The sequence below is a fragment of the Streptomyces sp. CA-249302 genome (assembly GCF_050936785.1).
GTDB lineage: Bacteria > Actinomycetota > Actinomycetes > Streptomycetales > Streptomycetaceae > Streptomyces.
Genome location: NZ_JBNJMG010000001.1, coordinates 925,029 through 937,082 on the forward strand (window position 1 = coordinate 925,029; position 12,054 = coordinate 937,082).

Consider the following 12,054-nt stretch of genomic DNA (forward strand, 5'->3'; position numbering starts at 1 on the left):
GGCGGGTCCGGGCGGTGCCCTGCGGTGGGCGGCGGATGTCAGCGGTCGTGGCGGTAGAGGGTCCGCGCGTGCTCGTTGAAGGGGGACGGCTGCACGGTGGCGCGGATCCGCGGGAAGCCGAGGTCCGCCTCGGGGTCGGTACCGGAGCCGGGGTGCTCGCCCCAGACGACCGCGACCTCGGTGCCCGGCACGGCGTGCTCGGCGTCGATCAGGGTCTGCGCGAGGACCGTGCCGACCGGGTCGATCGAGGCGCTCTGCATGGTGACGCCGACCAGACCGGTGCCGGCCTCCACCCGGTGCCGGGCGTAGGAGAGCACGAACCCGGGGTCCTGACCCTCGCCGATGACCGTGCGCACGTCCTCGGGGTCGAGGACGAGGGTGACCTTGGTGCGGCGCGGCGCGTCCTTGGCCTTCAGCAGGGCGTCCCGGCCCACGAAGTCGTGGGCGAAGTGGATCAGCTTGCCGTAGCCGAGCTCGTACGGCGAGACGTAGTGGTCCGCGATGTCCTCCGAGAAGTGGCTGCCGTTCAGCGGGCGCTTGCCCTCGATGCCGAACAGGGGCAGGTACCTGCGGTATTCCTCCAGCTCGGGGTCCGTGTAGATGCCGGGTACCGGCGAGGGGATCCAGCCGCTCTCCACGCTCGGCGTGGCGTACGCCAGGGCGCCGACCTGGATCAGCCCGAGCGGCTCGCCGATCTTGAGGAACGTCTCGTGAACGTAGGCGGCGTGCTCCCAGGGACCGATGAACTCGAAGCCGGCCTGGCCGGCCATGCCGTGGCGCAGGGCGCGCAGGGGGCGCCCGTCCAGGGTGACGGCCGTCGAGTGGAAGAACTTGGTCTCCGGCAGGGGTCCGCCGAAGGCCCGCTCGACGAGTTCGGCGGCCAGCGGGCCCTGGATCTGGTAGCGGAACAGCTTGGGGTCGCCGCCGCCGGGGCGGAAGGCGGAGGACGCGTCGGTCTCGAAGGCGACGTCGTAGCCGCCCTTCTCGGCGTGGTACTGCACCCAGTGCTGGGCGGCGGGGATGCCGCTGAGCAGGTACTTGTTCTCGCCCTCGCGGGCGAGGATCCCGTCGGTGACGATGTGGCCGTGGCGGGTGACCGGCACGTACTGCTTGGCCTGTCCGATCGCGAACTTCTCGAAGTTGTTGACGCCGTGGTCGGCCAGCACCCGGGTGGCGTCCGGGCCTTCGATCCACATGTCGTACATGTGGTGCGAGAGGTTGAGCAGGGCCACGCCCTCGTGCCAGGCGGCCTGTTCCTGACGCCAGCCGGTGTACTCGCGCTCGACGACCTCGGGGGTCCACGGCTCGGCGTTCGGCTGCCAGAGCAGTCGGATCGGCGATCCGGCCTTGTCGATGCCGTCCTGAAGGGAGGGGATTGCCATTGCGGCTCCTTTTCTGCGCTGTTCGTCCCGGATGAACCAAGTGAACTAGATCGATTTAGTACTCGACAGCGAACGGCTCAACACGCGGCACAAGCCGATCGGTTGGGAGCTAAAACGATCTAGCGAACGCTACCAAACACGGCCCGGCCCGGCAGAGGCCCCGGCCGTGCAATCTTTATGTGCAGTCCCGGTACTCGACGTAGGCGGCGGCCATCCGCACCGCGTCGAGACTCGCGCGGACGTCGTGCACCCGGACGCAGAACGCGCCGCCGACGGCGGCGAGCGCGGAGACAGCAGCCGTCGCCACGTCGCGCTCCGCGGGCGGCACCTCGCCGGCGCCCGCCTCCGCGAGGGCCGCGCCGATGAACCGCTTCCTCGACGCGCCGACCAGCAGCGGAAGTCCCAGCTCCCGCAGCCTGTCCAGCCCCGCCAGCAGCGCCCAGTCGTGCTCGGGCCGCTTGGCGAAGCCGAGTCCCGGGTCGAGGGCGATACGGGAGGGGTCGATCCCGGCTTCCGTCAACTGCCAGAGCCGGCCGCCCAGTTCGGCCATGACGTCGGCGACCACGTCGTCGTACTCGGCGTGCCGGTCCATCTCGCGGCTCGGCGCGCGCCAGTGCATGGCGACGTACGGCACACCCGCCACCGCGACCGTCCGCGCCATGGCCGGATCACCCAGGCCGCCGCTGACGTCGTTCACCAGTCGCGCGCCCGCCTCGACCGCGGCGCGGGCCACGGGGGCGTGCATGGTGTCGACGCTCACCCATACGCCGGCCCGGGCGAGTTCGCGTACCACCGGAAGGGTTCTGGCCAGCTCCTCGTCGAGGCACACGGGCCGCGCTCCGGGTCTGGTGGACTCGCCGCCGACGTCGACGATGTCCGCGCCGTGGGCGGCGAGGGCCAGTCCGCGGTCGATCGCGTCGCGGGTGTCCGCGTACAGGCCGCCGTCGGAGAAGGAGTCGGGCGTCACGTTCAGGATGCCCATCACCAGGCAGCGGCCGGGGCGGGGAAGCCCGTCCGGGGGTGCGAGGGTTCTCGGCCGCTCGGGAGCGGCGCTTTCGATGGTCGGCATCAGCGGCAACCTCCTTGTTCCCACGTCCCTCGGGAAAGGAATGCTCAATCGATTCGGTGGTGAGGGTACAGGAAAATACTTAATCGATCTAGTTACGGATTGTGATCACTCTTCCGGGGAGCGGAATCCGGGTCGTGGGTCCGGCGGGCGGGTGTGCGCAGCGGGCCCGGTCCCGCGGTGCGCTGCCGCTGAAGGTGTCGTCGGGGCTCTGGAGGTGGATGTGTCCCTGGTGGGCGACGACGCCGGCCACCGGCTCGCCGAGGAGGCGGGCGACGACGTAGGCGGCCGCCATGCCGGTGACGTCCCTGATGGTCCCCATGGGCAGAAGGGAGCGGGTCTCCGCGATGGCCTCGTGTTCGCCGGCCCTGATCAGCACCCGGATGTGGTCGGCGACGCCATGGGCGGCGATGGCGACGGCGATGTTGTCGAGGTCGTCGGAACCGACCGCGGCGAGGGCGCGTGCGTGCCGCAGCCGGAGTCGCTCCAGCACGTGGCGGTCGACGCCGTTCCCGGTCATGACCGGCACCCCGAGGCTGCGGGCGAGCCGTGCGGCGGAGGCCCGCGGGTCCCGTTCGACGCCGACGACGGGTACGCCCAGGGCGCGCAGTTCGACGCACAGGCGCATGCCGACCTGCCCCATGCCGACCACGATGACGTGACCGGAGCGCGGCAGGGTGCGCGGCCCGACGAGGCCGATCAGCCTCGGACCGAGCAGCCGCTCCACCACGCCGGCGGTGAACAGCGCGGTGAAGGCGACGGTGCTCAGCATGGCGAGTGCCGCAAGGACCTGGTAGCCGTGGGCCTCCTCGGGGGCCACCGCCGGGCCGACCCCCGCGACCACCCGCGCCGCGTCGAAGAGTGCCTCCGCCGGAGGGTGGCCGTGCCCGACGAGCCATGCCCAGTCGCCGGCGAGCACCGCGAGGACGGCGAGCATGCCCACGACCAGCAGGCGGGTGCCCGCGTCGTGGGGCCGTAGCTGGCGCAGGGCCCAGCCCGCCCGGTCCCGCCACCTCGGCCGCGGCCTGTGCTGCCAGTCCTCTGTGTACAGGGCGTCCTGGTTCTCGCGGACGGCCCGGATCCGGTCTCCGTGCCGCTGCACCGCTATGACGGCCGGGTCCAGGCAGGGACCGGCCAGCGCGGGTGCCACGAGGTCCGCGGGCGAGGTGACAGCGCACTGCGGCAGCAGGCGGCCGAGTTCGTCGGCCACCGTGCGGTCGAAGACCGTCGCGACCAGCGGGGTGGTGGGTGAGAGGTGGGCGACGGCGAGGGCGTAGCGCAGGGCCGCCACGTCGTCGTGGAGGAGCACGGCGACGCCGCTCGGGCGCCTGCCCATCGCGGCGCGGAGGTCCTCGTCGCGGGGGCGGGCGAGGTGTTCGGCCGTGTGCGGTCCGTCGTGCAGCGTGGCGCACACACGGCTCGCGAGGTGCGTCTCGCCGATGACGACGTAGTGGTGGGCGGTGCCGGTGCGTGCCGGGTGCGTGGTCACGATGGAGGGTGTCCTGCCGTAAGAGGGCTTGAGAGGGAGACCTCGGCGCGCCCGGGCCGGGGATGTGACACAGGCTCTGCGGGCGAGGTGTTCGATCACTCTTGCGGTAGGGGCGATGGTAGGGGCGGCGGGCGGACTGCGCGCGGAATCTAATCTTGCGTGCGTCCGGCCCACGGGTCCCGGGGGTGGCCCGGGACCCGTGCCCTGACCAGGGGTGCCGTCAGTGCTTGTCGCTCGCGAACGGCCTGCGGGAGATGGTCGCGCGGATGGTGGTCTGCGCGTGCCGCTCCACGGTCGGGTTGGCCGAGCCGCCGTCCGGCTCGCCCCAGACCAGGTCGACCTCGCGGCCGTAGCCCACCTCGTCCGCGTCGATCATGCAGACGGAGATCCAGCCGCGGACGTTGGACGAGTAACTGCACAGCGTGGACAGCCCGATGAGCCTGCCGTCGGCCTCGACGCGGTCGAACTGGGAGGCCGAGTAGAACGCGGCGGGCTGCTCGATGTACTTGAAGCGGCGGTCGCCCTGCTCGTACATGCTCGCGTAGACGCGGGCGACGTCGTCGCGGTGCCAGGACAGCCACACCTTCTTGCGGTGCTTGCGTCCGCGCATCGCCTCCAGGGCCTCACGGCCGATGAAGTCATGGTCGAACTTGAGGATGTGGCCGTAGCCGAGGTCGTACGGGGTGACGTAGTAGTCCTCGACCTTCTCCGGGACGAAGCTGCCGCCGGTCGACAGGTTCGCCTCGAAGGTGCGCGCGCCCAGCCACTCGCGGTACGGCTTCATGCTCTCGCCCGAGTAGACGGCGGGCACGGTGGAGGCGATCCAGCCCGACTCCGTGGCCACCGAGGCATAGGCGCGGCCGCCCACCTGACGTATCCCGTAGGGCTCACCTGCCTCCAGGAGCGTGTCGCGGACGCCGTCGATGTCGGCGTAGGGGCCGAAGAACTCCAGGCCGGGGAAGCCGGACATACGGTGGTTGAGGGCGGTGACCTCGTACTTGCCGATGTTGAAGCGGCCCATGGAGAAGAAGGGGATGTCCGGCATGGGACCGCCGTTGGCCTCCTCGAAGATCGCCGAGGCGTGCGGGCCCTGGAGCTGGAGGCGGTAGAACTCGCGGCCGTTCCGGTTCTGCGCGGTGCGCTCGTCGCGGCGCAGGGTGACGTCGTAGCCGCCGGTCTCGGCGTGGAACTGGACCCAGTTGAGGGCCGGTGGCCGTCCCACGAGCCGGACCAGGTTGTCGGCCAGGCAGAACAGGATGCAGTCGCCGATCTGGTAACCGTCGTGGTTGACCGCGATGAACTGCTTGGCCTGCATGGGGCCGAAGCCCTTGAAGCTGTTCGCGCCGAGCTCGGAGAGCAGCCGGTAGCAGTCCGGGCCCTCCACGGTGAGGTCGGTCATGTGGTGGGAGAGGTCCATCAGCGCGGCGGTCGTGCGCCAGCTCTCCTGCTCGTCACGCCAGTTGGTGAACTCGGCGCGGATCGGGAAGGGGTACGCCCCCGACCGCCCGCCGCGCAGCAGCGCCAGCGGGCTGCCGGCCGCGCGGATCTCGTCCTCAAGGTGTGCCATGTGCTTCCTCCATGTCATGCCGGCGCAACCGCGTGCGCTTCTACAGCGGGTGGGGAGGTGAAGGTCTTTTCGGCTCGATGTACGCATGCGGTACGGCAGGGTCGGGCCCCGGCCAGCAGCGGTACTGTACGGTACAGTACAGATCGATCGGGTGCAGACACAAGAGGCGGTGCGCGGGCAGTCGAAACGGACCCGGACCAGCGCACCCACCAGCACAGGAAGCGGCTTATACGATGTCGACCGTGCAGAGGATGAGGGCGGCGGACCGGCGGAAGCTGATCCTGAGCGAGGCCGGCGAGCTGTTCATCGCCAAGGGCTACTCGGGTGTCTCGATGGAGGACGTGCTGGCGAAGGTCGGTGGCTCGAAGGCGACGTTGTACCGCCACTTCGCCGACAAGGCCGCGCTGTTCCAGTCGGCGGTGGAGACCCTGTGCGACGAGTGGTCGCGGCCGGTGAACTCCTTCACCCCGCCCGACGCCGACCTCGCCGCCACCCTCACGGCCCTGGGCGGCCACTTCGCCGACCTGGTCCTGACTCCTCAGGCCATCGCCCTGCACCGTCTGGTCACCGCCGAGGCGGAGCGCATGCCCGAGGTCGGCCGGGCCTTCTTCGAGCACGGCCCCGCGGCGGGCCACGCCGTTCTCGCCGGTTACCTGCGCGAGGCCCGCGACGCCGGCGAGATCGACGTGACCGACCCGCTGCGCGCCGCGGCGCAGCTGTACCAGGCGATGCTGGGCGACGCCCAGATGCGGCTGCTGACCAACTCCCCGCACAAGCCCGACGACGCGGAGGTCCGGGAGAGCATCTCGGTCGCCGTCCGGGTGTTCCTGTACGGCGCGGCCCGTCGCGACGGCGATTGCAGGCGGCGTTCGGCCGACTGATCACGGTCGCAGCGTGATCCTGGGCAGCGACCTGCTGCACATCCCGGTACGGCGCCGCGGGACGCGTCGGGGGTGGGCCGAGCGGTCTACCAGGCGTCCTGCGTGGCGAAGTAGCGCCTCCAGAAGTCGAGTTTCTCGCGGGACGCCACCTTCATCGGGCCGTAGTGCTCGCCGATCTCCATGACCGTGGGTGAACCGGGCCTGTACGGCGCCCAGTTGGGCAGCCCACGGCCGTTCGGGTTGCCGGTGGCGACGTAGTTGGCCAGGTAGGAGGACAGGGTGTCGGCGATCTCGCGGTCCTGGTCGGTCCAGGCCTGCGTGTCCGGGTAGAGGTTGCCGAAGAAGTAGACGATCTCGGAGCCGTGGTACGCGCCCCGGATGTCGTGGTCGGGGCCCGGCGGGCGGTGGGTCCAGAAATACGTGTACACCGGGCGGTCGGCACCCTTCGTCCATTCCCCGCTCCAGAGGTACGTCGAGACGCGCGAGTTGTCGCGGATCGCGTCGTTGCTGGCGCGGGCCGCCTCGTCGTCCGTGGTGGCCGGGTAGAGAGCGAGGAACTCGTCGGCCATCGCGTCGAACTTCCGGCGTGCGGCGCTGATGTAGTCGTCGAGGGTGACATGGACGGGCGGGGCGCCGGGGCGGTCCGGATAACCCGCCTCGCGCCAGTAGGCGAAGGCGGTGTCCGGTACGGCTCCGCTCTCGTCGAGGTTGTTGCCGGCCAGGTACCAGACGTCGTTCTGCGCCCGGGCCTCGTAGGTGGCCAGATAGCCGGCCGGCAGGACGCGGCCGTCGACCACTGGCCTGAACAGCGGTGGTTTCGCCACGGACTTGGTGTCGACGGTCTCGTCCTTGAGCGTGGCGCCGTCCGTGAAGTCCTGCCACGGCAGGGCGCGGAGCTCCGCCAGTGTGCTCGCGCCTTTCGAGGCGGCGTAAGCGGGGCCCTGTTCGAGGGCCGTGTCCATCTTCCTGAGTGAGACGCCGAGGTAGCGCAACTCGGGGTCGCTGGGGTAACGGACCTGGCTCTCGGCGACGGAGCGCCGGAAGAGCCCGGTGGTGAGCGGGGACATGGACAGCATGTCGGTGGAGCCCGCGCCGGCGGACTGGCCGCCCACGGTGACACGGTGTCCGTCGCCGCCGAACGCCGCGATGTTCCGCCGTACCCACTTGAGGGCAGCGATCTGGTCCAGCAGACCGTAGTTGCCGGACACACCGTGCGGGTCCTCCGCGTTGAGTTCGGGTGTGGCGAGGAAACCCAGGGCGCCGAGGCGGTAGTTGATGGTGACCACGACGATGCCCTTGCTCGCGAGGACCGAGCCGTCGAAGCTCGGGTCCGAGCCGGTTCCGGCCGAGAATCCGCCGCCGTAGAGCCATACGTAGACGGGGCGCCGCTCACGGTAGCTCCTGGCACCCGTCCAGACGTTGAGGTTGAGGCAGTCCTCGCTCATGGTGAGGGTGGTCGACGCCTGCGGGGGTGCGTCGCCGAACGTGTCGGCCTTGCGGACGCCCTTCCACGACGGTGCCGGCTGCGGCGGGCGCCAGCGGTTCCCGCCGGCCGTGGAGGCCGCGTACGGAATGCCCTTGAAGACGGTGACGCCGGTCGCCGCGGCGGCGACGCCGGAGACCAGGCCGGTGTCGATGCGCACCGGGCCCTCCCGGGACGGCTCCGCCGCCGACGAGGACTGCGCGCCGACCGCGTCGAGGAGGACGGCGGCCGCGGCGACGGCGGCGGTCCGGCCGAGGAAGTCCCGCCGGTGGAGCGGCGAGTCCGTGGGGAGGGCGCGTCGGCTTTCTGGCACGGTCATTCGGGTCTCCTGAGCAGTGTGCGGATGAAGGCTCGTGGTGGGGGGCCGGTTCAGCCCGTCACCGGCGGGAGGAAGGCGGTGCGGGTGAGGAAGTCCCTGATCAACTGGCGCCAGACGAACCATTCGTGGCCGCCGTTGACGAAGTCCGCCGTCAGGCCCACGCCCTCCCCGGCCGGGGTGGACACGACGCGGGCGTGGTAGGAGTGACCCGCTCCGTGCACGCCGCCGGGCGTGACGCTCGGTTCCTGCCAGCCGCCGCCGACGAAGACTCCCGCCTTCTTGATCGCCGTGACCTGTGCCTCACTGATGTCCGACGCGTCCGGGACGGTGAAGGGAGCGATGACTCCAGGGCCAGATTGGCGTCGAAGGCCGGATAGCCGCTGGAATCGGCGGTCTCTCCGAGGGAGTTGGGCATCACGACCACCATCGGCTGGATCTGTCCGGTGTCGATGAGGTCGTCCAGGATGTTGGACACATTGCCCTGGGTGGTCCAGTCCGTCTCGTTGTCGCCACCGCTGAACAGGTAGACGGTCGGGTACGGAGTCGACCGGTGCGGGTCGTAGCCGGGCGGGGTGTAGACGGCCAGGCGGTTCGTGCCCGCGGGAATGATCGGGCTGGACGTCGGATAGGGAACGTCCGCGAGTAGACCTGGCTGAGCGCCTGGACCGAGCCGGTGGTCCTGCCGTTCCTCGTGTTCCAGGTCGGGTTGCCCGGGTCCGACACCTCGGTGCACCCGGTCTGGGTCGAGCTGGCACAGTCCACGTGGAAGCCGTAGTTGAAGACGCCGGACGGCAGCGGGACCGTGTAGGACCACACGCCGGTGCGGGAGTCCTTGTAGCGGAAGGTCACCTGGTAGCCCGTGGGGCCGGTATCGGTGTGGACGACCTGCGGGGCGAGACGGTGTGCGGTGTCGGCTTTCCTGCTTGCGTGTGCGGCGGTGCCGGCCGCCGTGAGGACGAGCACGGCGGCCGGCACCGCGAGGGTGCGGAGTGCTGCTGTTCCGCGGCGTATGACGGAGAAGGGCATGGTGAAGCAACTCCCAACGGCGGAACAGGAACTGGGGATGGCTGGTGTGATCGTCCTCGTCAGCTCGGCAGGCTCGCCCAGAAGCCGAGGTCGTGCTCGGCCGCGAAGCCGTCGGTTGCCTTGGAGCAGGCCGCCGGGGCCCGATTGCCCGACGGGGCGGTGTCGCAGGCCTTCAGGGACATCAACTTCCCTGTGTCGATGCTGTACTTGGGCCAGTCGGGGGTCCGTGACCCGTTGGGGTTCCCGTCGTCGGCGAAGTGGCCCCAGTAACTGATCATCTGGTGGGACAGCTCCAGCTGGTCGTCGTCGTAGGGCAGGGTCTGGCCGAGGTACTCCCAGATGTAGCCCAGGTCGTCGACGTGGATCGCGCCCCCGAACGGGAAGTCGCGCGCCGTTTCGCTCTTCTGCTGGAGTAGGTGGATCGAGGTGAAGTGCGGGGTGTCGCTCTCGGCGAACTCGTAGGCGTAGGTGGGCACATACCGCGAGAGCGAGCCGAACAGCTGCTGGCGCGTGTAGGAGGTGGAGCCGTTCTGGACGGCGGTCCAGGCCTCGCCGGGGGTGCCGTACGCGCTGAGCGGGTACTCCGCCAGGACCTTGTCGGCGTTCGCGCCGTAGGTGGCGCGCACCTGCTGTTCATACACGGCGGCGGTCATGGGGGTGCCGAGGTAGTCGTAGTTCTGGAAGGTGAACAGGCCGCGCTCGCTGTTGGTCTGGCCCAGCATCACCGGCACTCGGTTGAAGTTCCCGGTCTGCACGGCGGTCCCGGGGTTCACCGGGAAGGCCGTGCCGCCGACGGACGGTGAGACGCCCGACTTCTTCTGGGCGGCGAGGAGTTCGGCGGCGGGTTTGGCGCGCAGACAGGTGAGGACGTCGGAGGCGGTGTCGCAGCCGACGGTCTTCACGAACGCCGTGCTCTGCGCCTGCCCCGCGGCCGTCGTCTGCAGGTTGCAGCCGCCGCTGACGATGACGGCGTGCGCGAACAGGCCCTTGGCGGTGGGCGAGGCGAGCTCGTCGCAGACCGCGCTCCCGCCGGCGGACTGTCCGGCGATGGTCACGTTCTTCGGACTGCCGCCGAACCGCGCGATGTTGGTGTGCACCCAGCGCAGGGCGGCCTGCTGGTCGAGCAGTCCGTAGTTGCCGGGACCGTTCCCGCTCTCGGCCCGCAACTCGGGCAGGTTGAGGAAACCGAGGGCGCCCAGACGGTAGTTGACGGTGACGATGATCGCGCCGGTCTGCTGGACGAACTTCCGTGGGTCGGTGTCCTGGCCCGCGCCGCCGGTGTTGCCGCCGCCGTGGATCCACACCACGACGGGGGCGTCGGCCTTGGCGCCGTCGGGGACGTACACGTTGAGGGCGAGGCAGTCCTCGCTGGTGATGGTCTTCTCGTAGCCGGGGTCCCAACCGGTGTTCTGGGCACACCGGTTGGCGAAGGCGGTGGCGTTGCGCACACCCGACCACTTGGCCACGGGCTGCGGGGACTTCCACCGGTCGGCGCCGGTGGGATCGGCCGCGTAGGAGATGCCGAGCCACTCGTCGTAGCCGGTCCTGCTGTCGCCGCGGACCTTGCCGGCGGCTGTCCGCACCACCAGGGACGCGGGGCGCCCTGCGGCATCCGGACCGGACTTCAGGGCATCGGACGCGACCGGGGACAGCAGTCCCAGGCCCAGCACGCCCGCCGAGGCGAACGCGACGGCGACTCTGTTGGAAGGTCTCGTTCTGCTCATGGTTCCCAGCTCCTGACTCTGCGATCGGGAACAGTGAACTGCGGTGAGTGAACGTAGTCGCCCAGCAATATTGTGGGCAATATGCGCGACAGAGATTGTCCAACAATCTTGCTCCGCCCGAGACTTGGCTTCCTGAGAATCACCTCTACTTCCTGCACACCTCTTGCAGCCGTAGGTCGACGGCGTTACGTTCCCTGAAGTTCTTGTCGGACAATCTCGGTACCGACTTTGCGTGTTGACCCCCGTCGACGGGCCGACCCACCCACCTCACCTGATCGGTCGAGGAGACCATGGATGTCGTCCAAACAGCGCGCCTCGCAGACTGAAGCCCTCCGCTTCGAGAACGTCACCCTGGAGTTCCCGGGCAGCCACCGGCCGGCGATCGAGGACGTGTCGTTCCAGATCGACCGCGGCAAGTTCGTCGCCGTCATCGGACCCAGCGGGTGCGGGAAGAGCACCCTGCTCAACCTCGCCGCCGGCCTGCTCGCCCCGTCCTCCGGGCGGGTGTACTTCGGCGGCGAACCGGTCACCGCCGTCAACTCCGAGGCGGCGTACGTGACTCAGCAGGCCAACCTGCTGCCCTGGCTCAGCGTGCGGGCCAATGTCGGACTGGCGCTGAAGTTCCGCAAGGTCCCGAAGCAGGAGCGTGCGGAGCGCATCGCCCACTGGATCGGGCTCGTCGGCCTCACCGGGTTCGAGGACCACTACCCGCGCGAGCTGTCCGGCGGTATGCGCAAGCGCTGCGCGATCGCGCGGGCGCTGATCTACGAACCGTCCATCGTGCTGATGGACGAGCCCTTCGGGCCGCTGGACGCCCTCACCCGGCTCAACCTCCAGCAGGAACTGCTCCACTTGTGGGAGGAGCAGCGGGGCACGCTCGTCTTCGTCACGCACGACCTCAACGAGGCCATCTACCTGGCCGACGAGGTCATCGTGATGTCCGAGGGTCCCGGCACCATCCGGCGCACCCTCCCCGTCCCCTTCGAACGCCCCCGCACCATCGGCTCCCTCGTCGAGTCGCGCGAGTTCTCCGAGATCTACAACGACCTCTGGGGCCTGTTCACCTCCGACGTCCGGTCATCGGACGCGGCCTAGCACATCGCGAAGCGAGGTCGAC

Annotated in this window: 10 protein-coding genes; 2 read left to right on the forward strand and 8 right to left on the reverse strand. The window is 70.0% G+C overall.

Annotation, left to right across the window (positions count from 1 at the left end; translation table 11 throughout):
• Positions 1-38 precede the first annotated feature (38 nt).
• The 4 genes from ACQEWB_RS04160 to ACQEWB_RS04175 form a co-directional block, all read right to left on the reverse strand.
• Positions 39-1,382, reverse strand: coding sequence for an aminomethyl transferase family protein (locus ACQEWB_RS04160; protein WP_432827129.1), 1,344 nt, complete (start codon positions 1,380-1,382; stop codon positions 39-41).
• Positions 1,383-1,557: 175 nt separating this feature from the next.
• The gene (gene folP, locus ACQEWB_RS04165; RefSeq protein ID WP_432827131.1) at positions 1,558-2,451 is read right to left on the reverse strand and encodes a dihydropteroate synthase; all 894 of its coding nucleotides are present in this window, start codon (positions 2,449-2,451) and stop codon (positions 1,558-1,560) included.
• Positions 2,452-2,539: 88 nt separating this feature from the next.
• Complete coding sequence (locus ACQEWB_RS04170) at positions 2,540-3,937, reverse strand: potassium channel family protein (RefSeq protein ID WP_432827133.1); 1,398 nt, start codon at positions 3,935-3,937, stop codon at positions 2,540-2,542.
• Positions 3,938-4,157: 220 nt separating this feature from the next.
• A complete protein-coding gene (locus ACQEWB_RS04175; RefSeq protein ID WP_432827135.1) occupies positions 4,158-5,504 on the reverse strand; it encodes an aminomethyl transferase family protein in 1,347 nt (448 codons plus the stop codon).
• A gap of 251 nt (positions 5,505-5,755) precedes the next feature.
• Here ACQEWB_RS04175 and ACQEWB_RS04180 point away from each other — a divergent pair, with 251 nt between their 5' ends.
• Entirely contained in the window at positions 5,756-6,385 is a 630-nt protein-coding gene (locus tag ACQEWB_RS04180; protein ID WP_432843637.1) for a TetR/AcrR family transcriptional regulator, read from the forward strand.
• A gap of 86 nt (positions 6,386-6,471) precedes the next feature.
• On the opposite strand, the gene ACQEWB_RS04185 is transcribed toward ACQEWB_RS04180, so the two are convergent.
• From ACQEWB_RS04185 to ACQEWB_RS04200, 4 genes are all read right to left on the reverse strand, one after another.
• The gene (locus tag ACQEWB_RS04185) at positions 6,472-8,187 is read right to left on the reverse strand and encodes a carboxylesterase/lipase family protein (protein WP_432827137.1); all 1,716 of its coding nucleotides are present in this window, start codon (positions 8,185-8,187) and stop codon (positions 6,472-6,474) included.
• Positions 8,188-8,237: 50 nt separating this feature from the next.
• Positions 8,238-8,408: a hypothetical protein gene (locus ACQEWB_RS04190; RefSeq protein WP_432844408.1), complete on the reverse strand. Its 171-nt coding sequence runs from the start codon at positions 8,406-8,408 to the stop codon at positions 8,238-8,240.
• Positions 8,339-9,001: an alpha/beta hydrolase gene (locus tag ACQEWB_RS04195; RefSeq protein WP_432827139.1), complete on the reverse strand. Its 663-nt coding sequence runs from the start codon at positions 8,999-9,001 to the stop codon at positions 8,339-8,341. The genes ACQEWB_RS04190 and ACQEWB_RS04195 overlap by 70 nt, the downstream gene beginning before the upstream one ends.
• 271 nt (positions 9,002-9,272) lie before the next feature.
• Positions 9,273-10,937, reverse strand: coding sequence for a carboxylesterase/lipase family protein (locus ACQEWB_RS04200; RefSeq protein WP_432827141.1), 1,665 nt, complete (start codon positions 10,935-10,937; stop codon positions 9,273-9,275).
• Positions 10,938-11,231: 294 nt separating this feature from the next.
• On the opposite strand from ACQEWB_RS04200, the gene ACQEWB_RS04205 reads away from it, so the two are divergent.
• Entirely contained in the window at positions 11,232-12,032 is an 801-nt protein-coding gene (locus ACQEWB_RS04205; RefSeq protein ID WP_432827143.1) for an ABC transporter ATP-binding protein, read from the forward strand.
• Positions 12,033-12,054: the final 22 nt, after the last annotated feature.

Excerpts from the sequence above, each read along its gene's own strand:
- ACQEWB_RS04180 (WP_432843637.1), top strand. The coding sequence starts at position 5,756 with ATGAGGGCGGCGGACCGGCGGAAGCTGATCCTGAGCGAGGCCGGCGAG.
- ACQEWB_RS04200 (WP_432827141.1), bottom strand. The coding sequence starts at position 10,937 with ATGAGCAGAACGAGACCTTCCAACAGAGTCGCCGTCGCGTTCGCCTCG.
- ACQEWB_RS04175 (WP_432827135.1), bottom strand. The coding sequence starts at position 5,504 with ATGGCACACCTTGAGGACGAGATCCGCGCGGCCGGCAGCCCGCTGGCG.
- ACQEWB_RS04160 (WP_432827129.1), bottom strand. The coding sequence starts at position 1,382 with ATGGCAATCCCCTCCCTTCAGGACGGCATCGACAAGGCCGGATCGCCG.
- ACQEWB_RS04185 (WP_432827137.1), bottom strand. The coding sequence starts at position 8,187 with ATGACCGTGCCAGAAAGCCGACGCGCCCTCCCCACGGACTCGCCGCTC.
- folP (WP_432827131.1), bottom strand. The coding sequence starts at position 2,451 with ATGCCGACCATCGAAAGCGCCGCTCCCGAGCGGCCGAGAACCCTCGCA.
- ACQEWB_RS04205 (WP_432827143.1), top strand. The coding sequence starts at position 11,232 with ATGTCGTCCAAACAGCGCGCCTCGCAGACTGAAGCCCTCCGCTTCGAG.